This is a genomic window from Vibrio sp. JPW-9-11-11 (assembly GCF_013369335.1).
Lineage (GTDB): Bacteria > Pseudomonadota > Gammaproteobacteria > Enterobacterales > Vibrionaceae > Vibrio.
Genome location: NZ_SZQJ01000006.1, coordinates 16,338 through 42,811 on the forward strand (window position 1 = coordinate 16,338; position 26,474 = coordinate 42,811).

The window sequence follows — 26,474 nt, forward strand, 5'->3', positions numbered from 1 at the left end:
CCATCTCAAACTTCATGCAAAAAAATGGTAGTCTACTCTACGTGATGAAAACAGATGAGAAACAGAATGAAATATCCTAAATCACCCTTCTGCTCGTTTTCCATAACTAATTGTAGAGCTTTCTATAAAAAGTTTTATAAGTCTATCGGCTTTTTCTTGTTTTTCTTTAGTTTTTCAGCGACATCTGCAACACAAAGCCAGATTGAAGCTATTCAACTCGCTGCAGAGGAGTACATAGTCTCGACAGTTGAATGGCCTTCAGGCGGTACACTTGAAGCCTCAGCTGCCAATATCGATACTCGGATTTTTGCCTCTGATTGTCCGACTGGGCTCAACGCGTCCTCTTCTTCTGTTAATCCTAGTGCAAGTAATATTACTGTGCTCGTAGAATGTCCAGACGACAATTGGCGTATTTATGTGCCCGTGCGTTTGACTCGAACCGGCCCGCAAGTGGTTTTAACCACAGCGCTATCACGCGGACAACTTATCTCGCCACAAGACGTTACTATTAGTATGGTAGACCTGCAACGCTTTAGGCGGCAAGGCTTTTCCTCAATTGACGCCGTTGTCGGCGCAAAAACCAAGAAAAACCTCCGCGAAGGAGAAATCATTGAACAACGCGATATCTGTGTGGTATGTCGCAATGAAACCGTCACCATTAAAGCAACAAACTTAGGGATGACCATCACCACAAAAGGGGTGGCACTGACAGATGGTTCACACGGTGAACAGATAAGAGTGAAAAATAGTAAATCCAACCGTATAATTGAAGGACGCGTGACTGGAATTTCTGAAGTAACCGTGGTGTTTTAGCTGAATGAAAAAAAAGCTAAAGTTTGCGCTGCGATTGTCGATATTGACAGTACAAGTATCTATCTAAAAAAAGGCTCAAATATGGCAGGTATCGATAACATACGCTCGGGACAACCGCTCTCGACTTCAACGCGAAGTTCCGTGCGTAATGAAAGCAGTCCAACAAGTGGTTCTGACTCAGCAAAAAAATCCAGCGTCGCTCAAGATGCGGTTTCACTTAGCTCACAGGGTAAAGCGATGGGCGAGATGCATACTCAAATGGCTGCCCAGCCAAGCTTTGACCAAGCGAAGGTGGCCGCAATTAAAGAAGCGATTGCCAATGGATCTTACACCGTAAATCCAGAAAAACTTGCAGATAACATGATGAAGTTCGAAAAAGAACTTGGCGGACTGTAAACGGCGAGTAATTAGATTATGGCGGCACTATTAGGTTTAATCGAGTTTCAGCACAAAAACGCTCAGGAGCTAAGTCAGGTCCTTGAGCAAGAAAAGCATGCGATAGCAAACCGAGCGTCTAAAGAAATCGAGCAGTGTGCCAAACAAAAAATCACTTTGATTGAACAATTGCAGACAACGGACGAACGTATTCGTCGTCACCCTGACGTCGAGAACTTGAATTCCGATCCAGAGTTGAGCCCTCTGGTCGATGAAATTCGTGATTTGGTCAGCGAATGTCAGCAGAAAAACGATATCAATGGCGAAGCCCTACAACGTGCGCAACTCAGTTTCAATAAACTCAACAATCTGATGCAGCAATCTCAGGGTAAACTCGGCATGACATACACCGCCGAAGGTCAAACTAAAAATGTGACGACCTTGGGCACCAATATCAAAGCCTAATCAATAGCAAGTAACACAAAAAGCGGCAATCCAAGATTGCCGCTTTTTGTTTGTAGTCGGAGGAGAGTCATTCGATCAGAATAGTGTTTGTTGCCTTTTCTCGGGTACCTGTTGAACTTCACCGTAGTCACGTAGCTTGTTCATTTTCTCAATATCGAGGCGCAGCTCAGTCACATAACTGTCACCCACTTTATAACTGCGTACCACTTCGGCACCACGAATCACACCGTCCACCGCTCCCGAAGTTAGCTCAGTACCTAGTCGCTGATCTTTAAGGTCTGCTCGGCCACTGACACGCATGCCATAAACCTGCTCGGCCAATTCTCGGTACGCATCGATTTTAGAAGCACGCATCGCACGCACTTGCTTCTCTTCCTCGTTCCGGCCTAGCTGCTCACTGATGCTGGCGTAACCGACTGCAGTGAGAAAATCGTCAGGACGCATATTATTAAGCGGTTGACACCCAACCATAACCAACGCGAACGCGAGGAGTAATAGCTTTTTCATGTGATCTCCCTATGGACGCAAAATAACAGTATATGGTTGAGTAATGGTCGGATCTGAACGAATCAACACACCATCTTGAGTACGAATGCTGTTCAAAGTATCGAGATCTCGACCGATACGATCAGCAGGTAAAAAGCCTTGTGCTGTCGCAACAACAACGCGCGATTGCATCCCCACCACTCTAGCGTTCACTAGCACCCCACCTTCTTGGCGAAGCATTGTTCCCGTCAGAACGTACTGGATATCTTGCTCTTGAGCGAGATCTTTCCAATCTCGGCTAAAAGCAAAGTCACCTTGATGCGTTACTTGAATGGATCCGGTCGTTTTGAAGTCGACCACTTTAAAGCCGCGTCTTTGGAACTGATGGATAAAACCTTCAGACACTGAGTTCCCTAACCAGTTTGTCGCGTCCATATTCTGCAAATCAACAAAAGAGGTGACCGCAATCGGGGTGCGTGCAGACACACTGGTGTTCGAAACCATTAAGTCTTCTGTCATGCTTTCGACAAAAAAGTCAAGAGTATGACGCGGACTTTCCATCAACAAAAACTGCGAACCCGGGTAAGGTTCTTTACCATTATAAATGGGAGCATAGGCACAGGCAGTGAGAAACACCACGGGCACTAGCGATAGCCATCTTTTCATTCTCTAATCTCCGATACATTAGGGCTTAGAATGTCGAATCTTTTCGCTCTCTTCTAAAAGTGGAACATTCTTTGCTTTTCATCCTGTGCGATCATTTTGAAAAGCAACGCCCAAATCCGCTAAAAAATATTAAGCAAAAAATGAACCAACTTGGTAAATAAACATGAAAAAATCTCTGCTTATCTTGCTCTCTACGCTCTCCATTAGTTTGTGGAGTCATGCTGTGTCTGCGGGTTGGTATGAAGTGACAGGTTCAGCGACCGTTGTCTCCTCTGAAGAGGTAGCACGTATTCATGCTCTGGAAGATGCGTTGTATAAAGCCGTTAGCTTTTCAGGCGCCGACATCGGCAGTATTGCGAATCTACGCCCACTACTGGAGAGTAGCCGCACCGAATACCAATTTACCAACAGCGAAATTCGTTACATTCTCGTAGAAGAGCAGATGGTGCGCCGTGGGACCATGTTTGTAAGGGCGCGAATCGATATCTACCCATCGGCAACGGGTTGCCACGTCAGTCAGTATAAAAAGACATTTTTGGTCGGCAATGTCGATATTGCCTCACCACAACAAGCGGTAATGGGCCAAGTTTATGACCTCGGAGATGACTTTGCCAAAGTGATCAACCGACAGCTGGATCAGGAGTCAAGCAACTTTATCTCTGTTGGCACCACAGACTTTGAGATCAATAAACGCTTTCCAGAACGACTGAAGATGATTGCCGAAGACACTGGCGCTCAATACATAATAGGCGGCGTCATTACTGATTTAACCGCCACGATTGAAAGTAAACTGTTAGGCGACGACGTTATTAACCGCCAGTTCGCACTAGAAATGACTGTCTATGACGGCAAAACCGGCAACGAAGTCTACAATCGCAATTATCGCGAAGTGGCGCGCTGGCCCTTTGCTAAAACCAGCCAGGTAGATACGCGCAGTGCACGCTTCTGGGCGTCGACTTACGGCGATATGATGCTACGAGTAAGCCGCAATATCATGCTCGATCTCGAGTCAGAGATTTCATGTAAAATCACGCTACCCGAAGTGGTCGCCAAGTGGGGCAATACCATTACCATGGATCTTGGGCGTATCCATGGCGTTCAAGAAGGTGACAAATTGCATCTATGGCATACGGGATCGTTCATCGATCAACGAGGCTTACCACGCAACAAAGTAAGCGAAACCGATATTACGCTGACCGTATCTCGAGTGTATGAAAATGAAGCAGAGCTGACTGTCGACCAAGCCGAGCTTGCAGGCAGCATCCAGATTGGCGACGTGATGCACAAACAGTTGTAAATAGACATTTAGGTACTTAACTTTTTATTAAGAATCAGTATCATAAAAGAATGCTCCCGTGGCACAGCTGGATAGCGCGGCCCCCTCCTAAGGGGCAGGTCACAGGTTCGAATCCTGTCGGGAGCGCCACATATTAGAGCCACGACTGTTCATCAGTTGTGGCTCTTTGTTTTCAGATGTCTTCACGATTTGGCAAGTTTCATCTAGAATATCTATTAACAAAGTTATCGATAGCCAGGCTATGAAGAAGAGTAATCTAGAAACTAACACGGGCCACCGCTTTATTTCAAAAGCTAAGACAGCGTTCAAAATCCATATTCATACGCCTGACGACAAGGTGTTGCACCGCTCCGTCGGTTACATCCGCATCGGTGAAAAAAAAGGCCTGAAAAAGGCCATTAAGCTTAGAAACGAGTTGGGCAGCGAAATGTGGGGCAAGTTCTGGCGTAAGCTACTAAAAGACCCTTATTTAATGACCCGCCTTCCACATTCTCTTGAGCCTAAGATCATTTTTAAACCCAGACCAACCAAAGAGAATCCAGACGCGAAGGACGAATGCTACATTGCCGCATGGCGCAACTATGATGCCAATGGCAAGCTTATCTATCGCAGTGTCGTCTGCTCGATTAAAAAACATGGTCGGCTCGCCGCTTACACCAAAACGAAAAAAGCGCTCTTAGAAGCGAACAAAGACAACTTAGAAATCCTTGAGTTTATGGGGCGTTTAAACAGTATCGACCTTAAATAGTCAAACAGACAGAAAAAAGCCTTGGTCGCCGACCAAGGCTTTTGATTATCGAGGGCCAGAGGAGCGACTACTCTTGGTATTCGAACTCAGGCACGAAAATTTCTACGCGACGATTCTTCGCTCGCCCTTGAGGGGTATCGTTGGTTGCAATTGGATTGTTTTCTCCTTGCCCCGATGCGTTGATACGTTCAGGTTCAATCCCTTGCTCAATCAAAGCTGTCGCGATCGATTGAGCTCGCTTTTCAGACAGTGTTTGGTTGTATGCAGCCGAGCCAGACGAATCGGTGTAACCAGTCACAACAACGGTCGATTGAGGAAACCGCTTCATAAAGCTCACAAGCTCATCAAGCACCGGCTGGCTTTCTGGTTTGAGCGTTGCACTATCGAGGGCAAAAGCGCCTGAGTCGATAACCTGAGCTTGGAAGGTTTTAACCACCGGAGCGGCCTCCATCTCAGGTGTCGCCTCAACGACTTCCTCAACCACCTTTTCTTCCATAACCATAGGTTCAGCAGATGATGGTTGGCTAGCGCCAAATTTATACACCAACCCTAGTGTTGCGCTATTCGCTTTTGCTGTGACCCAAGGATTACTGACATCAGTGAGGCGTTGGTACTCAATCCGTACGGTGACATTTTTGTGAGAGTCAAGTTCAAAACCAACCGCGCCAAGAAACGAATTATCATAGTGATTGCCATAGTCTACGCGCGCCCCACCGAGCTTACCATATAAAGACCAATCTTCATTTAACGCTAAGTTGACCTTAGGCGCCAACGTGTACGCATGAACTTTCTCATCGCTAAACTCTGCTGCGCTGAACTCACCCAAATAGTCGTATCCGGCTTCGATGGATAGAAAGTCTAACCATTCGTACCCAGCAAATACCCCAGCCGTCATAGATTCATCATCACAAATGGCCGTCGCTGATGTACAGGCATCATCTAACCAAGACTTACCGGCTTTGGCACCAAGATAAAGCTCCGCATTGGTTGCGGTTGATGCCATCATCAATGCACTCGATACCACCACTGCTAACTTTTTCATACTCTTCCTACCTTGTTTATTCTTTTATCAAATTGAGTGACCCACCATTACCAAGAGACAATAAACGATAGCCACACTCTCTAGCGTGCCACTTAAGCATATACAAAAACAATAATAGTGCGGCACAGTTAACAAAACTTTGACTAGCCAACCTCAAAAATAGCGCGGCCATTTGGTTAGCCTGGCCAAACATCAAAACTAAGGCACAAAAAAACCGCAGCGTGTAAGCTGCGGTTGTTCTTTGTGCCGAGGTTAGGCGTTGGCTTCGCGCTCTGCGATAAAGGCCAGTGCCATCTTGATGCGAGCGATACAACGCTCTTTGCCAATCAGCTCCATAACCGCGTCTACGGAAGGCGACTGACCGCCACCCGTAACTGCAACGCGAAGCGGCATGCCGATTTTGCCCATACCAATCTCAAGCTCTTCACACACAGCGGCAATAACACCTTGTTTGATGTTTACGGTTGTCCACTCTGCTAAAGATTCAACTTTCGCTAGAGCAAGCTCTAAAGGCTCTTTAGCCACGCCGCGTAAATGCTTCTTAGCAGCACCGGCTTCAAACTCAGCAAAGTCTTCGTAGAAGTAGCGAATTTGCTCTGCCAACTCGACGAGCGTGTTGCAACGCTCACCAACTAGCTTGATCACTTCAGTGATTGCCGGGCCGTTTGCTACGTTTAGTTTTTGGTTATCTAGGTGCCATTGTAAATGCTCGGCCACGTACTCAGGTGCAGACGTCTTGATGTAGTGGTTGTTCAACCACAGTAGCTTCTCTGTGTTAAATGCCGACGCAGATTTAGAGATCGCGTTAAGCGTAAATAGGTCAATCATCTCTTCACGAGAGAAGATTTCTTGATCGCCATGAGACCAACCTAGACGGACTAAATAGTTATTCAGTGCGTTGGGTAGGTAACCTTCATCGCGGTATTGCATCACTGAAACCGCGCCATGACGCTTAGACAACTTCGCACCATCATCCCCCAAGATCATTGCACAGTGAGCAAATGTTGGCACTGGCGCACCGAGTGCTTCATAGATGTTGATTTGACGCGGCGTGTTGTTGATGTGGTCTTCACCGCGAACAACATGCGTGATGCCCATATCCCAGTCATCGACAACGACGACAAAGTTATAAGTAGGTGCGCCGTCAGTACGACGGATGATTAAGTCATCCAACTGGCTGTTTGCGATTTCGATACGGCCACGAATTTGGTCATCAAATACTACGCTGCCTTCTTTTGGGTTACGGAAACGAACCACATACGCATCGCCCTCTTTTGCCGCTGCATTGGCCGCAACGATTTTAGGATGGTTCGCATCGTAACGTGGCATTTCTTTCGCCGCCTCTTGCTCTGCACGAATTTCTTCAAGCAGCTCCTTAGATGCGTAACACTTGTAGGCTTTGTCTTCAGCAAGCAATTTGTCGATCATTTCATTGTATCGGTCAAAACGCTTCGATTGAAAATATGGACCCTCATCCCACTCAAGCCCCATCCATTGCATGCCTTCTAGGATCGCATCAACCGCTTCCTGAGAGTTACGCTCTAGGTCGGTATCTTCGATACGTAGAACGAATTCACCGCCTTGAGCTTTAGCGTATAGCCATGAGTAAAGTGCAGTACGCGCACCACCAACGTGAAGGTAGCCTGTTGGGCTAGGAGCAAAACGAGTTTTAACCGTCATGTATAAATACCTTGATTGTCTAAATGACCGCACGCCCTAACTCTACGAGGGCAGTGCCAAAATTGCGCGTTATTTTAGCACCGATATGCAAATCTACAATCAATCGTTAATATGTTTTACCGCCCAAGAGATAAACGCCTGGCGTTGCTCTGGCGTCATCGACAAAAAATCGGCCTCAATTTGCTTCAATACTGGCAGATCCCCCGTTGACTCTCGTGGAGGTGACTCTGGTACCGTGCTGCGGCTGTGAATCGTATTTGAGGCTAAATCTTGTGGTATCGCAGCCACACCCCCCGTCCGATTATACTCGGCTAACATCGCATCATAATCGTTAATCAAAGCGAAAGATTGGTTGGCAATTTGGTCCATCACGATGCGGACTGGCTCACCATTGCGGGTGACTTTCACCGTCGGATTCTTTTCAAACTTATCCACCCCACGCTGGTCACGAATCGCGAAAGGCGTGGTAAATAGCAGCGTCTCATTGTTTGCTTCAAAGCGAACGACCATAGGGTGGGAATGAAATTTTCTCTTCCCCCCATTGCCATCCACCATGGCAGTCACACGTAACAAAAGCTGCTGTTGACCATTAGCCATGCTCAGGTCACCTTTCGCTGTCTTAGGCACTGGGTTGAGCGGCTGATTGACTGCGAGAATTTCTACTCGACTATCGGTTTGAATGATCACTTGAGCACACGTCATGCCGCTCATGACCAACAAAGCCACGGTTAGAATAAGTTGTTTCATTCCCTTTTCCTCACACTTTCAAACGGAAAAGGCGGACACTGTGTCCGCCTTTTTATTTTTCAATGATTAGAATGTCCACTCGGTACCGATACGAACCATCAGGTCGTTGTCGAACGAAGCATCATCTTGTTGAGTCAAACGAACAAAGGTGTAAACAGAGTTAAAGGAGTAACCCAGTTCGCCACTGATAGACGTGGAGTCCATGTCTTTGTTGTCTAAGCCATCTTGCTTACCCGTTTGGTCTGCATAACCCACTCGAATATTCGCATTGCCAAAGAAGTAGTTAGCTTGAACAGAATATGCGTCGATTTCACGTTTGGTATAGCTATAGTCACCACCGCCATTGGTTGAATCGTAAGATCCTGTTTTGTATGCGCCTAGAATATTAAAGTTATCCATTGGGCGAAGTTCGAAGCCGACAAAATAGGAGTCAGTGTCACCAATCGATGCCGTTTTACCTGGGTCCCAAGTTGGGACGTCTGGCGTTGCGTTGTTAGTATCCCAATGACCTTCCTCTCCCCCTTCAAAGGTGGTACCTTTCGCCGTCTCAAATGCCGCATGCAACGTCAGCATGTCAACAGGAGTCAGTGTGATCGAGCCGCCAAAGAAGTTGGAGTCTTCGTGATTTTCACTGCCGTTGCCCCCCGCTAGGCTGAACTTAACCTTATCTGCGAACATTGGTGAATCGTAGCGAGCCATTTGGCTCTTACGGTCAAAGTGGTAACGCTCGCCGCTGCGCCATGCACGGTCAAATGTGCGGCCTAAGTTTGATGCAGAGTATGGCCAGTCTACGAGTTCATAAAGAGGTGTTAGCATGCGACCAAAACGCACCTGTCCCCAATCGTCGCCACGCAAGCCAACGAAAGTATCACGGTTACCTAAGTCTGCACCGTAGTCTAATACCCAGCCAGACTCTACTTGAGCAAACGCCGTAACATTGTCCGTCATCGCCTTAGCAGCACGAAAGCCAATACGTGTTTCGTTTTCAAGCGACCAACCGTCGTCTGGACCGGTCGCATTAGACGCTCCGTAATCGACAGCAGAGATAGATACCACGCCGTATACTTCGACATTCGCATCATTTGGATCGCCAATCATGTATGCATGCGCAGTACCAGCGGCCAAGGTAGTGGCCGCGATTGCCGCGCCAAGCAGCGTCTTTTTAAAGTGAGACATAAGAATTAACCCCTATCATTTTATGAATTTTCTTTGTCCCTCTCACAGTTCTAACTCGCCGTTTCGAGGGACGTTATTTATGGACAGGTGCATGGTGACAAACTATTTTTCGCCGACAAACTGGGCCAAAGAAAAACCTGAACTCGCTCAAATCAGAAAGTTCAAAAAATAGATAAATCAAATAAAAACAATCATTTAAACAAAAACATCAAGCAACAAAAACGTCAATTTCATGGAATATTTATCGTCTAAGTACGACTTCCCTTGCTACGTGTGAGCCAACACAAAGCCATTTTTTAATGATTTACGGAACTTTAGAAAACGGAATAAAAAAGTTTGAAATGTCTCGCAAGATCAAAGTGATACCTAGGACTAACCAAAAGAGTTTTAACGTTTTGTTTTTCTCACTTGACCTTACCCTTGCGGCAAGGTTTAGGCTTAACGACAGTAGCAATGCGAGGTGTCGATTATGACAAGGTTTGAAATCCCCCTATCTGGCTTAAACTGCATGGGGTGCGCGCGCAAAGTTGAACAGGCGTTGAACGCAGATCATCAAGTCACAATACTTGAGCTGTCTTCCACAATGATCGCTTTAGAAAGTGACAGTCCGTTGCATGCCATTACCCATACCATTGAATCACTCGGTTATCAGGCAGGGCATCGCTATCACTTTCATTTATCTGGGCTTAACTGTGGTAAATGTGTTGCCAAGCTCAACCAAGCGCTGGAGCAAGATAAGCACACCATTCACTTTGAAGCTTCTAAAACTGATTTGGATATCGACACCCTTCACTCAGCCGAAGAGATTCAACGTCTAATTAGTGACTTGGGCTATCAAGCCAACGACCACTCGCCCGCAGGTGCCATTGAAGAGTTAGCAGTCGATAGCCAGCCCGAGCGAGCAAGCTCTGTGACATCAGAGAAATCCCTATCCACACTGCACCTATTGATCTCTGGAATGACGTGTGCGAGCTGTGTCTCTTCGGTTGAAAAGGCCTTAGCGTCTGTGAACGGCGTCGAGCGAGTTCAAGTCAATCTCGCCGAACAAAGTGCAGTCGTTTTCAGCTCCCTCCAGCCTAATTCAATCGTCGAGCAAGTAACCCAGGCAAGCGTAGAGGCGGGTTATCACGCCAGAGTAGTAGACGATCCTGCGACTCAGCAGCAGCAACAACTCGAACAGCAGCACGCCATTCAACGCCATCATAAAAACAGCGCAATTTTCGGCATGCTCATTGGGGGGCCACTCATGCTATGGGGCGTACTTGGTGGCAATATGATGATTCGCAACAACCAAGATCAGTTAGCGTGGGGAGCAGTTGGCGCGCTGTGCCTGTGGTTACTGGCTACGGCTGGACGTTCATTTTTTACCAATGCATGGCAAGCGCTCACCCACAAGCGTGCCACTATGGATAGCTTAGTCGCATTAGGCACCGGGTCAGCGTGGCTATTCTCTATCCTAGTAGTGACCTTTCCTCAATGGTTTCCTGCGGCTTCACGCCATGTCTACTTTGAAGCCAGTGCGATGATCATTGGTTTGATCTCACTCGGACACTACATCGAAGCCAAAGCCAAGGCCAAGACGACCCGCTCGCTGCAAGCACTGATCAACCTTCAACCACAAACCGCGACTCAAGTCACCGACAATGGGGACAGTGAAATTGCGATTGACGCTATCACGGTCGGTATGACTTTACGTGTCAGGCCAGGTGAAAAGGTCCCCGTTGATGGAGAAGTCATCTCGGGTGACTCTTATCTCGATGAATCGATGCTCACCGGAGAACCACTGCCCGTCGCTAAATCATCAGGCGACCCTATATCAGCGGGCACCATAAACCAAGACGGTTCCTTACTGTTTAAAGCCACTGGCGTTGGAAGTGATACCATGTTATCACGCATCATCACTATGGTACGTGAAGCGCAAAGTAGTAAACCTGCGATCGCAAAGTTGGCCGACCAAATCTCTTCAGTTTTTGTGCCAGTGGTGGTGGCCATCGCGTTACTTTCCGCAGCGATCTGGTTTGCCGTCGGTCCCGAGCCAAAGGCAAGCTATATGTTAGTCGTTGCCACTACCGTTCTGATTATTGCTTGCCCTTGTGCGCTTGGCTTGGCAACCCCTTTATCCGTTACAGTTGGTGTCGGTAAAGCCGCTGAAATGGGAATACTGATTAAAGATGCCGATGTACTACAATCCGCCAGTAAGATAGACACTGTGGTGTTTGATAAAACAGGCACCTTGACTCAGGGCAGACCTGCGGTCGAAGACCTGTATGCCACCGATAAAGATAGTGAGCGTTTACTCTCGATGGCGGCTTCAATTGAGCAGCACTCCGAGCACCCGCTGGCCAAAGCCATCGTGGCCAAGGCAACAGAGCAACAGTTGAGTCTCTACCCAGTGAGTCATTTCGACAATCGTCGCGGACAAGGGGTGCTGGGCCAAATTGATGGTCAGCAAGTCGCTATTGTCTCACTTAACTATGCTCAGCAACACGCTTGGGATTTGTCGAGTGTAGAGCAAGTGATTGAGCGCTATTTAAGCTGCGCATGGACACCTGTCGTAGTGAGTATTGATGCGAAGGTGTCTGGGGTCATCGCGATCGCCGACCCAGTAAAGACCGATGCCAAACTCGCCATTGAACGTTTAAAAGCCAACAACATCACCCCCATCATGCTGACTGGTGACAACCAAACTGTTGCCCAAGCGATTGCCACACTGCTGGGCATTGAACAAGTGATTTCACAAGTCTTGCCGGATGAGAAAGCAGGCCACATAGAGCAGTTACAACTACAAGGGCGCCGTGTTGCGATGATTGGTGACGGCGTCAATGATGCCCCTGCCCTTGCGCTCGCCGATATTGGTATTGCCATGGGGAGCGGCAGTGATGTAGCGATAGAAAGCGCTCAAATGACACTGCTTAACTCTTCTCCTTTCGCCGTCGTCAACGCGATTGAGCTTTCTAAAGCAACAGTACGTAATATGAAGCAAAATCTATTTGGTGCTTTCGTCTATAACTCTTTGGGCATCCCCATTGCTGCTGGCGTACTCTACCCTGCCTTCGGATTTCTGCTCAGTCCGGTTATTGCCGGTGCAGCAATGGCACTCTCTTCCATCACTGTGGTGAGCAACGCCAACCGCTTACGACTTTTTAAAACATCTTAGAGGTGACTATGAACAAAAAAACCTTAGTTCTGACCTTACTGGCCACTGTTTCCGGTTCAGCACTGGCCACTGACGTACTTAACCATAAATCACCTTACTGTGGTTGCTGTACCGAGTGGACCAAACACATGCAAGAGGCGGGGTTTACCGTTGAAGAAAAACTGCATGAAAATATGAACCCAATTAAACAAACACTAGGCATTACGCCAGAGCTTGCCTCTTGCCATACTGCAGAGATCAACGGCTACGTTTTCGAAGGTCATATCCCGGCAGAAGACATCAAAGCTTTCCTTGAAAACCCACCGCGCAATGCCAAAGGTCTAGCGGTTCCAGGTATGCCTATGGGCTCGCCAGGGATGGAATATGGTGATAAACAAGACGAGTACTCGGTCTATGCCTTTAATGAACAAGGACAAGTATTTGAGTATCGCCACTATCAAGGCCACCAATAACCCATTCTGTTGACCTTATTCGAATAGCGCTTTCATTTTCAGCATTGCTGGTGAAAGCGCTTTTTATTATTTAATAATCAAACATATAGATCTAAATGTAGATCAAGTTTAACTCCGTGTAGTTTTGTTTTTAGCATTCTTACCTGTCCTCAGATAACTTTCTCTTCCGCTGAACAACGCCCTGCTCTGTGGTGGTGTTCAAGATTGGCTGCATCGACACATAACCTGAGATGCACAGTTAAACACTTATATCGGATACATTTGAGAACTATTATGCGTAAACATCTACTTATTGCTGCGACAGCTGCTGTTGTCTCTTTACCAACTTTTGCCAACTCCCCTTACGTAGCGGTAGAGTTAGCTGGTGGTAGATACAATACTTCGGTTGCCGATCCTGCCGCTAAAGAGATCACTGATAATCTAGATAACGCTGGAGCACTGGCAATTAAAGCGGGTTCTTACTTGAACGAGAATGTCCGCGTCTATGGTTATTTACAATACAACGGTAAGAACGAACTGACTTATCTAGACCTGTTTGACGGCGACCGAACTAAGTTCCAGTTAGAGGGCTATCAGTTTGGTGCTGGTAGCGACTATGTTTATCACCTGAATAATAACTTCTACCTACTAGCAGGTGGCTCTGTTGGTTTTTACCAAAGCGAGTTAGAGACAAGTGTGACAATCCCGGGCTTTGGTACGGACACCACAGCCAGCAAAAACTCAGGCCTGACCTATGGTCTTAACGCAGGTATGGGATATATGTTCACCGATCATTTTGGTTTGGAAGCGGGCTACCGTTTCAACTACTACTCTGGCAACGAGCATAAAGTTGGCGACGAACCACTAGCTAAATTCAATTCGTCAAACCAAGGCTACATTAACGCCACTTACAAGTTCTAACCTGATTCAACTCGGTGTCATTGCCCTAACGCACCGAGCGTCTCAAAAATGAGACGCGTTTACTTCGGCGCCAAGCACTCTATAACTAACAATGAACTTTTTGTAGAATGCACGGCGTCTTTTTGCTCTCTAAGTAACTTCTATGAACTTACTCGCTCAGGCCAAACAAAGTGGTCAGCATATTGCTATTGCCCACTTAATCTATGATCCCAAAGATAAAACTCTGACCAATGACGGTCAGCAAATTGCACTAGAGCCACGTAACGTCGCCTTAATGGAAGTACTACTATCAAATGTTGGCGAACCTACGTCTATTGAACAGTTCATTGAACAAGTCTGGGACAGTCAGTACATCTCTAAAAATGTGGTCACTAACCGTATTAGCTTACTACGCAACCTACTGCGCGAAAATGTTCCTGATATAGACTCGACTAAGTTGATCGTGACTTACCCGAAAAGGGGCTACTATATTGCTAGCAATTATGTTCAATTAGTTGAACAAACAAGCAACGTTTCCCATTCAGATAATCGACTCAAGAGAGACAAGCCTCGCCATAGTAACAAACCGTCTAAGCGATTTTTATCCATCTCTGCGCTGGTTCTAGCGAGCTTGTTCACATTGGTGAGCGTGGTAAATACCTTCTTTGATGTAAAGGTCGAATCAAAGGGACAAGCTTTATACGTACCTCAGGTGCGTCTGTTACTTGATCAGATTTCTTCATCTCAGCCGTCAACACAGCAAGATGCGCTTAGACTCAAAGTTCTGTTACTCCACGCCTACAGCCACTCACCCTATATCCATCTGGCAAACATGCGTTCACCAAGCTACTACCTAATGAGCCTCAGCGAGCACCGTCACTTTCCGGGGGCAGATGCACTTAGCGACTCTGATTATCAGCTTACCTTTAACCTGATAAAAGATAATCATGACGTTGATAAACTTGAAGTTATCCTAAAACATTCTGCTTCAGCCCGGGTGGCATGGCGTAACCGATATACCTTGGACCATAATCAACTTATCAAGACTATCAACAGACTCAATTCCGACTTAACAGAGTACTTCAAACTGCCCACACCGATTGTATCGATAAAGCAGCAGCTACAAACCCACTTAAGTCAGCTATCTGAGACGGATTTTGATCAATTAGTAAACCAGGATATGAGTGGTGCAGAGATCAGCTTTTATACCAGAGAGCTACTTTTCACTACTCAGTCCGCAGAAGTACTGAATCGATGGATCAATAAAGTGAAACAAACTACGTCGACGCCTTCTCCCGAGCTTCACATGCTGCTGGCACTCCTCACGTATCGCGCTGGTGACATCGAGAAAAGTCTGCAGATGTTACAAAGAGAGTATGTGGCTGAGATACCGAGTAATGCGCTGATATTGATGCTTCAGGCGAACATTAGCCGTAAAAAACGCAATATGGAGCAGTATTTAAGCTATTATCTTAAGGCCACAGCGGCATTAACCATTACTTTACCTGCCCAGCAAGTACTCAACCACTACACCAGCCAAAACAAACAATCGGCCTGTTTAGACTTATGGAAAGATGTCCTGTCAAATATTGAGTATATCCATACACCTAATAGCATCCTTTGGCAGGGCGTTGAGCGTTTTTGCGCTCCGATAAACAAAACATGAGTAAGCCCAGCATCTGCTGGGCTTAGTATTATTAGAACTATAAGTAGCTTTGACTAGAAGCCGTAAGAAGCACCGAATACAAAGGCAGTGTTCTCTTTCTTATCAGAGCCATCAGCGTTCTTCGCACCGTGGCCTTGGCTACGTAGCTCGAAATAAGGCTGTACGCCTTCACGTGTCCATGTTGCACGGAACTCGTGGTCCATTGTGTTTTCAGACTCGTCGCTACGAACGTAAACGTTGTTGTAGCCCAGCACAAGTGGCATGTCCGCTACTGTGTAACCAATGCGGTTATCAAAACGAACTTGGTCATTACTCCCTTCCTTCATATCGTGATAACGAGTACGGTTACTGATTGCAAGGCCGTTATCAAAGTTATAGCCAATTTTAACCAGTGGACGGTATTGCACCGTTTCACCGTCATTAAGCAGGTGGTGGTAACCCGCCGCTACCCACAGATTGTCATTGATTGAGTAGCTTTGCTCAATACCTAGCGTTACGTACGGAGTGGCTTTAGAAGTTGCATCTTCATAGCTACCTAGAGAAATACCGTCAAACTCGGTTAGAAGTGTCGTGCCCGTTTCGAACGTATGACCCGCTTCAAGCGTAGAAGTCACATCTGGGTTCTTGTTTTCACTGTGAAACTGAACGTTACCAGTAACGTAAGAAGAGCCTGCGAAAGCAGTTGAAGCGAAAGCAAGAGAAAGTGCGCTTAGAGTAAATAGTTTTTTCATTGTAATCTGCCTTAAATATAAGAGTGAGCCGCGGTTCTTGTTCGGTGTTTCTTCACCGCCGACCGCAAAGAAGGTCTGCCTTCCTGGCTTGGTAGACATCATGTCGGATTTAATTTGCGATAAAAAATAACACCAAAATTTATGCGACGCAGTTCAAACTAAAAAATCAAAAAGATATTTAACCCTTTAAAACCATTAACTTGTAATAAACAAAAACTCAATAACAAAACAAAACAAGTCCTCGATCACATTGCATAGCTGGCTGTTGCCCATTCGCCATACCTAGATCACTATGATTTTAGCTTTTTGTTATTTTTTGACATGGATAACCCAATCACGATCACTAAATTGTCCACCAGGGGAAGAGACGTTTGTCAGGTATAGACGGTTTCCACCGCTTGCTTGACCTGGCCAAATACAAAAAAGGCTGCCAATGGCAGCCTTTAGTGAACTCTATAGCATCGCTTAACGTTGAGTGGTTAGTTGAGCCATCAGTTCAATATGTAAATCGTCGTCATTAAGACAAGGAATATAGGTGAATGTCTCACCACCATGCTCGGTAAAAATCTCACAACACTGATCAGAGAGCTCTTCCAGTGTTTCAAGACAGTCAACAGAGAAAGCGGGGGCGAGAATATCAAGCTTCTTGATGCCTTTAGCCGGCAGTTTTTCCAAAGTTTTGTCTGTGTAGGGCTGGAGCCACTCTTCACGACCAAAACGTGATTGATAGGTCATACCGATCTGCTCCGGCGTTAAATCCAGCTCCAGAGCCAGTAACGCGGTCGTTCGCTCACAGTGTTGAGGGTAAATATCCCCATTGTCAGCATAACGTTTAGGGATCCCGTGATATGAGCAGAGAAGATAATCACCTTTACCGTGCTCTTGCCATGAGCGTCTGACGCTCTCTGCTAGCGCCTTAATGTAAAGAGGATGCTCATGATAATCACGAATAAACTGATAGTTCGGTACAATTGGCATCTTCTTGAACGCTTTCGTCAAACCATCAGAAACCGCCGCCGTCGTGGTTCCTGAGTATTGCGGATATAGAGGCAGAACAATAATATCTTCTACACCTTGTGCCACCAGCGCTTCAAGCCCCGTTTGTAAACTTGGATTGCCGTAAGTCATACCCAACTCAACTGGCATATCGATGAGAGCTTGTAACTTCTCAGCCTGCCTTTTTGAATAGACCATTAGCGGCGAGCCTTGCTCCATCCATACGGACTGATACAGCTTGGCCACCTTAGGCGCACGGATCGGCAAGATCACACCATGAAGAATGGGGCACCAAAGCCAACGTGTCATATCCACTACGCGGTGATCGTGAAGAAATTGACTCAAAAATCGTTTGACCGCAGGGGCTGTGGCTGCATCCGGTGTCCCTAAATTGACCAACAACACACCTTGTTTTTTATTATTTTGCATAGCTTCCTATCGACACTGAAATGGGTGATTACGTTACGAACATTCAAAATGATCAACACGTTGCAATAAAAAAGCGACCTTAATAAGGTCGCTTTCACTATAACAAATTTTCAAATTTCGCGATAAGCGAATTATGCTAGCGCTTTCTCGATATCTGCACTAACTTCAGCCACTTGCTTAGTACCATCAAACTTAAGGTACTTAGTGTTGCCGGCTTCAGCTTCTGCTCCGTAGTATGCAATTAGTGGTGCTGTTTGGTCATGGTATACACCCAGACGAGCACGTACAGTCTCTTCTTTATCGTCATCACGAACCACTAGATCTTCGCCAGTTACGTCGTCTTTACCTTCCACTTTTGGTGGGTTGTACACAACGTGGTAGGTACGACCTGAAGCAAGGTGAGCACGACGGCCAGCCATGCGCTCAACGATAACGTCGTCCGCAACATCAAACTCGATAACATAATCAACATCGACACCCATCTCTTTTAGGCCATCTGCCTGAGGGATAGTACGAGGGAAGCCATCAAGTAGGAAACCTTTTTCGCAGTCATCTTGAGCAATACGCTCTTTGATTAGACCAAGGATGATTTCATCAGAAACTAGCTGACCAGCATCGATCACAGCTTTTGCTTGTTTGCCAAGCTCTGTACCTGCCTTGATAGCAGCACGTAGCATGTCACCAGTAGAGATCTGTGGGATACCGTACTTCTCCATGATGAATTGAGCCTGTGTGCCTTTACCTGCACCTGGAGCACCTAGAAGAATGATGCGCATGTTGAATCCTCTTAAGATAATGATGTTTTATACCGAAGCTCACTATGGTCTCACTCAGAGCTTGACGCGATAAACACGCACGGTAAGTTTCGGTATAACTGTTTATGGTTAGCAATAAAAGAGGCGTGCACATTACACGCCTACTCATTGGGTTTCAAGGTTGCATTCTACCATACAATTGATTCGGCGAGAGCGAATTACGACTAAAGAATGCCTAACGACTCATTATTCGCTGCAACATCTCGACATTTCATTGATGATAAATGCAAATAAACCAAAAAGCCCGCAAGATGCGAGCTTTTTGGTTCTTTTTGATTATTAGCCCTTAGTCAAAAGCGTGTTGATCGCGCCAAGGAACTGAGAAGGATCTTCCATTGAGCCTCGTTCTGCCAACATCGCTTGACCAAGCAAAACTTCGACCCAGCGACCAAACGCTTCTTCGTCGGCTTCATCAGCCATGCGTTTAACCAGCTGATGCTCTGGGTTGATTTCAAATATGTACTTCACTTCCGGAGCAGCTTGACCCGCGGCCTCCAAAAGCTTAGCCATCTGAGTGCCCATTTCAAAATCATCGGTGACCACGACCGCTGGGGTTGTTGCCAACTTAAAGGTGGTGCGAACATCCTTCACTCGATCACCTAAGTACTCTTTGGTGCGCTCAACAACCGACTTGAACTCTTCCTCTGTCTCTTTACGTTTCTCTTTCTCTTGTTCGTCTTCAAACTTGCTGAGATCCAAACCCGCCTTAGTGATCGACTGGAAATGCTTACCATCAAACTCGGTTAAGTAGTTCATCAACCACTCATCGATGCGATCGTACATCAAGATAACTTCAATGCCTTTCGCTTTAAACTGCTCAAGGTGTGGGCTGTTCTTCGCCGCCGCGTAGCTATCTGCCGTCAAGTAGTAGATCTTATCTTGACCTTCTTTCATTCGTTCAACGTACGACGCAAGGCTGACAGTTTGTTCGGCAGAATCTACCTCTGTAGAAGCAAAACGCAGTAGACCAGCAACTTTCTCTTTGTTGCTCATATCTTCCGCAGGCCCTTCCTTTAGAACTAGGCCGAACTCTTTCCAGAATGATTGATACTTTTCTTCATCGTTTTTCGCCATGCGCTCAAGCATAGTCAAGACACGCTTAGTACAAGCATTACGTAGTGACTGAGTCACTTTGTTGTCTTGCAGAATTTCGCGCGAGACGTTCAATGGCAAGTCGTTTGAATCTATTAGGCCGCGAACAAAGCGCAGGTAGGACGGCATAAACTGCTCGGCGTCATCCATAATAAATACACGTTGGACGTAGAGTTTCAGGCCTGACTTATGATCGCGGTTCATCATATCCCATGGCGCTTTTGATGGGATGTAGAGCAAACTGGTGTAGTCGTTCTTACCTTCTACACGGTTATGGCTCCAAACCAGTGGATCGGCAAAGTCATGCGATACATGTTTGTAGAACTCTTGGTACTCTTCTTCTGAGATGTCAGCTTTGTTGCGGGTCCACAACGCTTGCGCTTTGTTGATCTGCTCCCACTTTTTCTCACCCGTTTCTTTGCCTTCTTCATCGCGTTCCGCGGTTTGGATAGACACTGGAATACCGATGTGATCCGAGTATTTGCTGATCACCTCACGCAGACGCCACTCATTGAGGAACTCTTTACCTTCTTCACGCATGTGCAAGATAATATCGGTACCACGAGACTCTTTGTTGATGGTCTCGATCGTGTACTCCCCCTCACCCGCAGAGTGCCACTGTACCGCTTGGTCTGCCGTTAGGCCTGCAGCTCGGGTACGCACTGTCACTGCATCCGCTACGATGAATGCGGAATAGAATCCGACACCAAATTGGCCGATAAGTTGTGAATCTTTTGATTGATCTTCAGACAGTTTTGAGAAGAATTCCGCTGTACCTGACTTAGCGATAGTCCCCAGATGCTCAATCACATCATCACGGCTCATACCAATGCCATTGTCAGAAATGGTCAGTGTGTTGGCTTCTTCGTCAAAAGCGAGTTTCACTCCTAGATCTGCATCACCTTGGTACAAATCAGGATTTGAGAGCGCTTGAAAGCGCAGTTTGTCAGAAGCGTCAGACGCATTAGAAATCAGCTCGCGCAAGAAGATCTCTTTATTCGAATAAAGAGAATGAATCATCAAATGAAGTAGTTGTTTTACTTCTGATTGAAAGCCACGAGTTTCTTTATTTTGTGTAACTGTTTCGCTCATGATAACTCCATAAGTTCTATACTTATCAAGCCAATAAATTCATACTGTGAATACGCAATTGGCTATAATCTGCCACTTAACATGAGGGTGCCAAATGTAAATTCAAGGTCAACAATCATAAAAACAGTGTTTTTTTGTTTTTATTTTGTCTATCCTGACACCCCCAAAAATCAAAAAATATAAACTCGTGTATAAATCAAGACGCTAGTGACGCTTTCGACTAGCTTGATCCCCTAAAACTTTTAACCAAATGGCCACAGATCGATGAGTAACATAGGTACTAAGTTTAACCTTGCGAACAAATTTACCTTTGATCCCAATACGAACTCTCTCACGGACAGAGAGAGCGATAACGAGCTTATCCGTCTAGGAAGTAACGAAAGCCGCATTCTGCTGTTATTGTGTGAGAAACCGAGTGAAATCGTTTCACGCAATGATCTTCATGACTTTGTCTGGCGTCGCCAAGGCTTTGAGGTCGATGACTCGAGCTTGACGCAAGCGATTTCAACTTTAAGAAAGTTGCTGAATGACTCAACCAAATCGCCCATGTATGTCAAAACCGTACCTAAACGCGGCTATCAACTGATTTGTAGTGTCGAGCGTGTTACCCCTCTGATGAGCGGTGACAGCGAGCAACAAAATAATGAGGAAGACGAGGCATTCACACCTGAGCCTGTCGTCCAAGAGCCCATGGTTATTGAGCCAGCAACGGTTCAGGTCGAGCCGATATCGGTCTCTACCGCTCAGGTCGCCAAGCCTTCGTCTCCTTGGGTCACCAAGCTGCTGCTATTAGCGGCTATACTGCTGCCTATCTGTGTGATTTTGTTGAGTAACCCTGCTGAATCTGAGTTCCGTCAATTAGGAGTGTACGATCAAGTTCCGGTTAAGACTCCGCTCAATCATCCCGATCTGAGCACTTGGTATGCATCTATCGAACAGTGTGTCAAAAGTTATAACCAAACCCATCGTGATGACATGGCACCGATTGAGGTGATCGCAACCGGTGGTCAAAATAACCAACTCGTTCTTAACTACATTCACTCCCTGACCAACTCAGGTGAGAATATCACGTTGCGCATCGTGACCGATCAGCAAGATCTCAGCAAAGTGTGTAACTAGGAAAAAACCATGAACCAGAAATTCGCAATTGTCTTACTGATTGCCTCCACCTTGTTCAGTGGCTGGCTTTATTGGGGCAGTGATTTAAAAATTGAACAGACACTGACATCGAAAGAGTGGCAGTCCAAAATGGTGACAGTCATCGCGGAGCCGCTACAAGACCAAACTCAAGAAGCCGTGGGTCCGCTGCGCCGCGTTGATGTCATGTCGAATGTAAAGTATCTCCCTAACAAAACTTACATTCGCGTTTCCAACGTGCGTTTGTATCCAGATACGGGTAGTACTGAAAGTGTGATTAATATTTCGGAAACTGGTGAGTGGGATATCAGTGACAATTATCTGTTGGTTTCACCAACCGAGTTCAAGGATGTCTCCACGCCACAGAGCAAGGACTTCACCCCTAGTCAGCTCAATTTAATCACCCAAGTTTTTAAAATGGATGCACAGCAGAGCCGTCGTATCGACATAGTGAATGAGAAAACCTTACTCCTGACTAGCTTAAGTCATGGCTCTACGGTACTGTTTAGTAACTGATTTCACTTTAAGGGGCATGATGCCCCTTTTTTTTATTACTCATGGACTGGATAGACTCTTTAGGCCTGTTACTCGGCTCTCTTATTGCGAACACCTTGGCCTCTCTCTCTGGCGGAGGCGCTGGGCTACTTCAATTCCCATTACTGATCTTTTTTGGCCTGCCTTTTTCTATCGCACTGGCAACTCACAAGATTGCCAGTGTCGCGCTCGGCCTTGGGGCTGTCTATACCCATATCAAACAGCGAAGCTTCACCTTTAAAGTCGCTCTATACCTAGTTGTAACGGGAAGTGTTGGCGTAATTATCGGCGCCAACGTGGTGCTCTTGATCCCAGCTCATGTCGGTGAAAAAATGCTTGGCGCCATGATACTTGCACTCGGCGTCTACTCGCACTTCAAAAGACAACTGGGACAGAACGAGATACCACAAAACAGAGACAGTAAAGGATGGTTGCTCGGTGGCATCATTATCGCCCTGATAGGAGTGATTAACGGCTCATTGACTGCGGGTTCAGGGTTGCTGGTGACCTTATTTCTGGTGCGATGGTTTGGCTACAGTTATAAGCAAGCCGTCGCTCTAACTATGCTGTGCGTGGGTCTATTTTGGAATGGGCTCGGCGGTATTGCCATTGTACAAGCCGGTGCCACCGTTTATTGGCCTTGGTTGCCGCTGTTATTACTCGGTTCTTTTGCTGGCGGAGGAATCGGTGCCTACCTCTCTACACGCTACAGCAATCGAGTCATTAAAATCTGCTTTGAAATCCTGACGTTTGCTGTCGGTCTAAAATTGCTCATCTAAAGGTTAACTATGAACAAAGCCAAAATCGATATTTATTACTGCCGTCAATGTAATTGGATGCTGAGATCTACGTGGTTGTGTCAAGAACTGCTGCACACCTTTAGTGAAGAAATAGAGGCGGTAACGCTTCACCCTGATACTGGTGGGCGATTTGAAATCTGGTGCAATGACAAACAGATTTGGGAACGCAAACAAGATGGAGGCTTCCCTGAAGCCAAAGTATTAAAACAACGCGTGAGAGATCTGATTGACCCAGAGCGTGATCTAGGCCACTCAGACAGTAAATAACCTCAAGCTAAGGTAACACCTAAGTTTGAGGTTAAAGTTCCGTGATTGCCACAGTGTCACCATCAAAGGTTTTGACTTGCAAACTTCCTCGCTCGAGCACCCCATAACTGGCGGCATAACCATCGCGTGGGAACGTCACCGAACCGGGATTAAAAATGATTTGCTCGCCCTGCCACTCGGCAACAGGAATATGACTGTGGCCATGGGCAAGCACATCACCTGAACGAAGAGGTGGGCGTTGATTGCTGTTATAGAGATGGCCATGGGTAAGAAAAAGACGCCGACCTCCGTCAAGAAGTACCCAAGCATAATCCATCATCATAGGAAACGTGAGAAGCATTTGGTCAACTTCGCTATCGCAGTTACCTCGCACGGCGATAATTTGCTTGGCATACTGGTTTAATCGCTCACTCACTGCGGGCGGATTGTACCCTTGAGGGACCGGATTCCGCGGCCCATGATTAAGAATATCGCCAAGCAAAATCAAATGCTCAGCACCTGATTGTTCGTAGTGGCTCAGCATGGTCTCGGTGGCTGGCAAACTGCCATGTAGATCGGAGGCAAAAAACAATTTCACGACATCATCTCCTGATAAAGAGTGGGAGATTTTATCAAAGTTCGCAGATTATTCATCTCGAATCATACCGTTGATCACGATATTGTTATAGCTCACCATACCCACGATTTTGCCATTATCGATCACTGGAGCACGACTGATACCAAATCGCTCAAATAGACGTGCACAATACTTCACGTTCATGTCGGGCGACACCGACAGCGCGGGCTTGGTCATGATCTCATAAATATTGGTTCGCTCCGGAGAGCGGTTTTTTGCCAGCACTTTTTTGGCGATGTCATTCATTAACACCAAGCCATACTCATCATCACTGTTACGTTTATTAACCACCAAAGCTTTGACTTCGTGGCTTTTGGCCAATTGGATGCCTTCTTTTACTGTCGTCAAACCATCAATCACGACGTAATTACTGGTCATTACATCGCGCACGCGCACCTTAATGTGTTCACTCATAACTCATCCTCTACCACTTTGGTTAGCTTCTCGACTTGATGCGCAACCCCCACTGCGTCTTCAATATCGATTTGAATGGCAATGCCTTGGCCTGACTCCTGATCAAACTCACCGACATCGTTAATGGTTTCTAAAATATGTCTTGATAGATGCTCTTCTACGACAAACAACAGGACATCCTTTTGCACATCTAATGTCAGTCCAAAAAAAGTACGTTTTTGGTTCAGACCTTCACCTCGAGCATTGTTGATCACTGTAGCTCCAGTTGCTCCCGCTTTTCGAGCGGCGTCTAAAACCACATCCGTTTTACTATCTTCGACAAAAGCCAGTAGTAATTTAAAGCGCATTTTCTTCATCCTCCCGCTCAGCCTCTTTATTGAGCCACTGAGTTATTTGTGCGTAACCCATCACCGATATCATCGGAAACAGACTCGCAAATGCGATTAGGCCAAAGCCATCTATCATAGGGTTTCTACCTGGCACCGTAGACGCCAAACCTAACCCTAAAGCCGCCACCAGTGGCACCGTTACCGTGGACGTGGTCACTCCGCCAGAGTCATAGGCCAGCGGTATAATCAGTTTAGGCGCGTAGAAGGTTTGAACCACCACAATGATGTAACCAACTATGATGTAATAGTGAATGGGATCACCAACCACGATTCGATAGCTGCCCAAAGAGATACCTATCGCCACCCCAAGGGCAACCGCAATCCGCAAACCATTGACACTGATACTCCCCCCTGACACTTGATTCGCCTTAATCGCGACAGCGATGAGCGAAGGCTCTGCAATTGTCGTGCTAAAACCAATAAAGAACGCAAACAAATATACCCAGTAATAATCGAGCCAGGTAAATGCACCACTAAGGGATAAACGAAACTGAGTAATAAAATCAGGCGCGGTGAGCTGAGCGGCCATGGTTTCGCCCAAGGGAAATAGCGCCAACTCTAAGCCGATGAGAAAAAGTGATAGTCCAAGAATCACGTAGAAAAAGCCCAGCACAACTTTTGGCAAGTTGGTGACAGGACGGCGAAGTACCGCAAATTGGAAACCGAAAATGATCGTCGCGATCGGTAACACATCACTAATGGTTGCGATAAAGGTATCAACAAAATGGGACCAATCGATCATGCCACCACCATGCCGTAGACCATCACAAACATCATGGGCAACAGAGAAGCAAACGCAATTAGGCCAAAGCCGTCAATCATAGGGTTACGTCCTTTAATCGCCGACGCTAACCCAACGCCCAACGCCGTAACCAAAGGCACGGTAATGGTTGACGTGGTAACGCCTCCAGAGTCGTAAGCGACGCCAATAATGCTTTGTGGTGCAAACATCGTTAGCACTACAACACCCACATACCCCCCAATAATCATATATTGAATCGGCCAGCCTTTAAGTATTCGCAACACCCCAAGTAAAATCGCAATCCCCACCGATAAGGCCACCGTATACCTTAAGCCTTTGGCGTAGGCCTCCATCGCTTGTGGCTGATTCACAATCATTCCCCCTTCAGCGGCCACCTCAGCCGCTTCATTGGCGACGGCCGTTAATGCAGGCTCAGCAATAGTGGTGCCAAATCCCAAACAAAACGCAAAAACCAACAGCCAAAACACACTACCCTTGCGAGCGAAGGCTTGTGCCATGCTCTCGCCAATTGGAAACAGCCCCATTTCTAAGCCGAAGATGAAGAACGTTAAACCAAATACGACTAAGACGAGACCTAATAGAATCGAAACAAGATTGGGCAGTGGCTCTTGCAACACCACCAGTTGAAAAAAACCGATCACAACAATAATTGGGGTCAGATCCCTCAAGCTTCCTAACAGCGCTCTCATTAACGCAATAGCTGCTCCCACTCTGCCCCCTTGTGTTGCACACAGTTAACGCCTTACTAGA

Annotated in this window: 28 protein-coding genes and 1 tRNA gene; 14 read left to right on the forward strand and 15 right to left on the reverse strand. The window is 46.5% G+C overall.

What is annotated here, in order from left to right; genetic code table 11:
* Positions 1–66: 66 nt before the first annotated feature.
* From flgA to FCU94_RS09900, 3 genes are all read left to right on the forward strand, one after another.
* Entirely contained in the window at positions 67–813 is a 747-nt protein-coding gene (flgA, locus tag FCU94_RS09890; protein ID WP_176288384.1) for a flagellar basal body P-ring formation chaperone FlgA, read from the forward strand.
* Between the two features lie 81 nt (positions 814–894).
* Complete coding sequence (gene flgM, locus FCU94_RS09895; protein ID WP_176288385.1) at positions 895–1,209, forward strand: flagellar biosynthesis anti-sigma factor FlgM; 315 nt, start codon at positions 895–897, stop codon at positions 1,207–1,209.
* A gap of 18 nt (positions 1,210–1,227) precedes the next feature.
* Positions 1,228–1,653, forward strand: coding sequence for a flagella synthesis protein FlgN (locus FCU94_RS09900; protein ID WP_176288386.1), 426 nt, complete (start codon positions 1,228–1,230; stop codon positions 1,651–1,653).
* A gap of 75 nt (positions 1,654–1,728) precedes the next feature.
* Here FCU94_RS09900 and flgP read toward each other — a convergent pair whose 3' ends face one another.
* Positions 1,729–2,160, reverse strand: coding sequence for a flagellar assembly lipoprotein FlgP (gene flgP, locus FCU94_RS09905; RefSeq protein WP_176288387.1), 432 nt, complete (start codon positions 2,158–2,160; stop codon positions 1,729–1,731).
* Between the two features lie 9 nt (positions 2,161–2,169).
* Complete coding sequence (locus FCU94_RS09910; protein ID WP_176288388.1) at positions 2,170–2,805, reverse strand: FlgO family outer membrane protein; 636 nt, start codon at positions 2,803–2,805, stop codon at positions 2,170–2,172.
* Between the two features lie 163 nt (positions 2,806–2,968).
* Between FCU94_RS09910 and FCU94_RS09915 the strand changes: the two genes are divergently transcribed.
* From FCU94_RS09915 to FCU94_RS09925, 3 genes are all read left to right on the forward strand, one after another.
* A complete protein-coding gene (locus FCU94_RS09915; protein WP_176288389.1) occupies positions 2,969–4,102 on the forward strand; it encodes a flagellar assembly protein FlgT in 1,134 nt (377 codons plus the stop codon).
* Between the two features lie 52 nt (positions 4,103–4,154).
* Positions 4,155–4,231 (forward strand) — tRNA-Arg (locus tag FCU94_RS09920).
* 112 nt (positions 4,232–4,343) lie between these two features.
* Positions 4,344–4,850 carry a Fe3+-citrate ABC transporter substrate-binding protein gene (locus FCU94_RS09925; protein WP_176288390.1) on the forward strand — a complete coding sequence of 169 codons (507 nt, stop codon included), beginning with the start codon at positions 4,344–4,346 and terminating at the stop codon, positions 4,848–4,850.
* A 67-nt stretch (positions 4,851–4,917) separates the two neighbouring features.
* Here the strand turns inward: FCU94_RS09925 and FCU94_RS09930 are convergent, their stop codons facing one another.
* The 4 genes from FCU94_RS09930 to FCU94_RS09945 form a co-directional block, all read right to left on the reverse strand.
* Positions 4,918–5,892 carry an OmpA family protein gene (locus FCU94_RS09930; protein ID WP_176288391.1) on the reverse strand — a complete coding sequence of 325 codons (975 nt, stop codon included), beginning with the start codon at positions 5,890–5,892 and terminating at the stop codon, positions 4,918–4,920.
* A 252-nt stretch (positions 5,893–6,144) separates the two neighbouring features.
* Positions 6,145–7,572 carry a glutamate--tRNA ligase gene (gene gltX, locus FCU94_RS09935; protein WP_176288392.1) on the reverse strand — a complete coding sequence of 476 codons (1,428 nt, stop codon included), beginning with the start codon at positions 7,570–7,572 and terminating at the stop codon, positions 6,145–6,147.
* Between the two features lie 99 nt (positions 7,573–7,671).
* Entirely contained in the window at positions 7,672–8,319 is a 648-nt protein-coding gene (locus tag FCU94_RS09940; protein WP_176288393.1) for a DUF2057 family protein, read from the reverse strand.
* Between the two features lie 66 nt (positions 8,320–8,385).
* Positions 8,386–9,495, reverse strand: coding sequence for a porin (locus tag FCU94_RS09945; RefSeq protein ID WP_176288394.1), 1,110 nt, complete (start codon positions 9,493–9,495; stop codon positions 8,386–8,388).
* 469 nt (positions 9,496–9,964) lie between these two features.
* Here FCU94_RS09945 and FCU94_RS09950 point away from each other — a divergent pair, with 469 nt between their 5' ends.
* From FCU94_RS09950 to FCU94_RS09965, 4 genes are all read left to right on the forward strand, one after another.
* Positions 9,965–12,652: a heavy metal translocating P-type ATPase gene (locus FCU94_RS09950; RefSeq protein ID WP_176288395.1), complete on the forward strand. Its 2,688-nt coding sequence runs from the start codon at positions 9,965–9,967 to the stop codon at positions 12,650–12,652.
* Between the two features lie 8 nt (positions 12,653–12,660).
* On the forward strand, positions 12,661–13,104 hold the full coding sequence (locus tag FCU94_RS09955; RefSeq protein ID WP_176288396.1) for a DUF411 domain-containing protein: 444 nt from the start codon (positions 12,661–12,663) through the stop codon (positions 13,102–13,104).
* Positions 13,105–13,377: 273 nt separating this feature from the next.
* Positions 13,378–14,004 carry an outer membrane beta-barrel protein gene (locus FCU94_RS09960; protein WP_176288397.1) on the forward strand — a complete coding sequence of 209 codons (627 nt, stop codon included), beginning with the start codon at positions 13,378–13,380 and terminating at the stop codon, positions 14,002–14,004.
* 142 nt (positions 14,005–14,146) lie between these two features.
* Positions 14,147–15,649 carry a winged helix-turn-helix domain-containing protein gene (locus tag FCU94_RS09965; RefSeq protein WP_176288398.1) on the forward strand — a complete coding sequence of 501 codons (1,503 nt, stop codon included), beginning with the start codon at positions 14,147–14,149 and terminating at the stop codon, positions 15,647–15,649.
* 53 nt (positions 15,650–15,702) lie between these two features.
* On the opposite strand, the gene FCU94_RS09970 is transcribed toward FCU94_RS09965, so the two are convergent.
* From FCU94_RS09970 to htpG, 4 genes are all read right to left on the reverse strand, one after another.
* Positions 15,703–16,380 carry an oligogalacturonate-specific porin KdgM family protein gene (locus FCU94_RS09970; protein WP_176288399.1) on the reverse strand — a complete coding sequence of 226 codons (678 nt, stop codon included), beginning with the start codon at positions 16,378–16,380 and terminating at the stop codon, positions 15,703–15,705.
* A 465-nt stretch (positions 16,381–16,845) separates the two neighbouring features.
* Positions 16,846–17,805, reverse strand: a complete 960-nt coding sequence (gene hemH / locus FCU94_RS09975; protein WP_176288400.1) for a ferrochelatase — start codon at positions 17,803–17,805, stop codon at positions 16,846–16,848.
* A gap of 131 nt (positions 17,806–17,936) precedes the next feature.
* The gene (gene adk / locus FCU94_RS09980; protein WP_176288401.1) at positions 17,937–18,581 is read right to left on the reverse strand and encodes an adenylate kinase; all 645 of its coding nucleotides are present in this window, start codon (positions 18,579–18,581) and stop codon (positions 17,937–17,939) included.
* A 318-nt stretch (positions 18,582–18,899) separates the two neighbouring features.
* Positions 18,900–20,804, reverse strand: coding sequence for a molecular chaperone HtpG (gene htpG, locus FCU94_RS09985; protein WP_176288402.1), 1,905 nt, complete (start codon positions 20,802–20,804; stop codon positions 18,900–18,902).
* Between the two features lie 264 nt (positions 20,805–21,068).
* Here htpG and FCU94_RS09990 point away from each other — a divergent pair, with 264 nt between their 5' ends.
* Genes FCU94_RS09990 through FCU94_RS10005 form a run of 4 tightly spaced genes read left to right on the forward strand, consistent with a single transcriptional unit; the run spans position 21,069 to position 23,542 of the window.
* Positions 21,069–21,923, forward strand: coding sequence for a winged helix-turn-helix domain-containing protein (locus FCU94_RS09990; RefSeq protein ID WP_176288403.1), 855 nt, complete (start codon positions 21,069–21,071; stop codon positions 21,921–21,923).
* A 9-nt stretch (positions 21,924–21,932) separates the two neighbouring features.
* Positions 21,933–22,457: a regulatory protein ToxS gene (locus tag FCU94_RS09995; RefSeq protein WP_176288404.1), complete on the forward strand. Its 525-nt coding sequence runs from the start codon at positions 21,933–21,935 to the stop codon at positions 22,455–22,457.
* 41 nt (positions 22,458–22,498) lie between these two features.
* Positions 22,499–23,254 (forward strand): sulfite exporter TauE/SafE family protein, encoded by a 756-nt coding sequence (locus FCU94_RS10000; RefSeq protein ID WP_176288405.1) that lies wholly within the window; start codon positions 22,499–22,501, stop codon positions 23,252–23,254.
* A gap of 9 nt (positions 23,255–23,263) precedes the next feature.
* Complete coding sequence (locus tag FCU94_RS10005; RefSeq protein WP_176288406.1) at positions 23,264–23,542, forward strand: SelT/SelW/SelH family protein; 279 nt, start codon at positions 23,264–23,266, stop codon at positions 23,540–23,542.
* 31 nt (positions 23,543–23,573) lie between these two features.
* Here FCU94_RS10005 and yfcE read toward each other — a convergent pair whose 3' ends face one another.
* The 5 genes from yfcE to FCU94_RS10030 are packed head-to-tail and all read right to left on the reverse strand — an operon-like array spanning position 23,574 to position 26,434.
* Positions 23,574–24,119, reverse strand: a complete 546-nt coding sequence (gene yfcE, locus FCU94_RS10010) for a phosphodiesterase (protein ID WP_176288407.1) — start codon at positions 24,117–24,119, stop codon at positions 23,574–23,576.
* A gap of 48 nt (positions 24,120–24,167) precedes the next feature.
* Complete coding sequence (locus FCU94_RS10015; protein WP_176288408.1) at positions 24,168–24,572, reverse strand: CBS domain-containing protein; 405 nt, start codon at positions 24,570–24,572, stop codon at positions 24,168–24,170.
* The gene (locus FCU94_RS10020; RefSeq protein WP_038175510.1) at positions 24,569–24,919 is read right to left on the reverse strand and encodes a P-II family nitrogen regulator; all 351 of its coding nucleotides are present in this window, start codon (positions 24,917–24,919) and stop codon (positions 24,569–24,571) included. Before FCU94_RS10020 ends, FCU94_RS10015 begins: the two co-directional genes overlap by 4 nt.
* Positions 24,909–25,703, reverse strand: a complete 795-nt coding sequence (locus FCU94_RS10025; RefSeq protein WP_176288409.1) for a DUF1538 domain-containing protein — start codon at positions 25,701–25,703, stop codon at positions 24,909–24,911. Before FCU94_RS10025 ends, FCU94_RS10020 begins: the two co-directional genes overlap by 11 nt.
* The gene (locus tag FCU94_RS10030) at positions 25,700–26,434 is read right to left on the reverse strand and encodes a DUF1538 family protein (protein WP_176288410.1); all 735 of its coding nucleotides are present in this window, start codon (positions 26,432–26,434) and stop codon (positions 25,700–25,702) included. Before FCU94_RS10030 ends, FCU94_RS10025 begins: the two co-directional genes overlap by 4 nt.
* Positions 26,435–26,474: the final 40 nt, after the last annotated feature.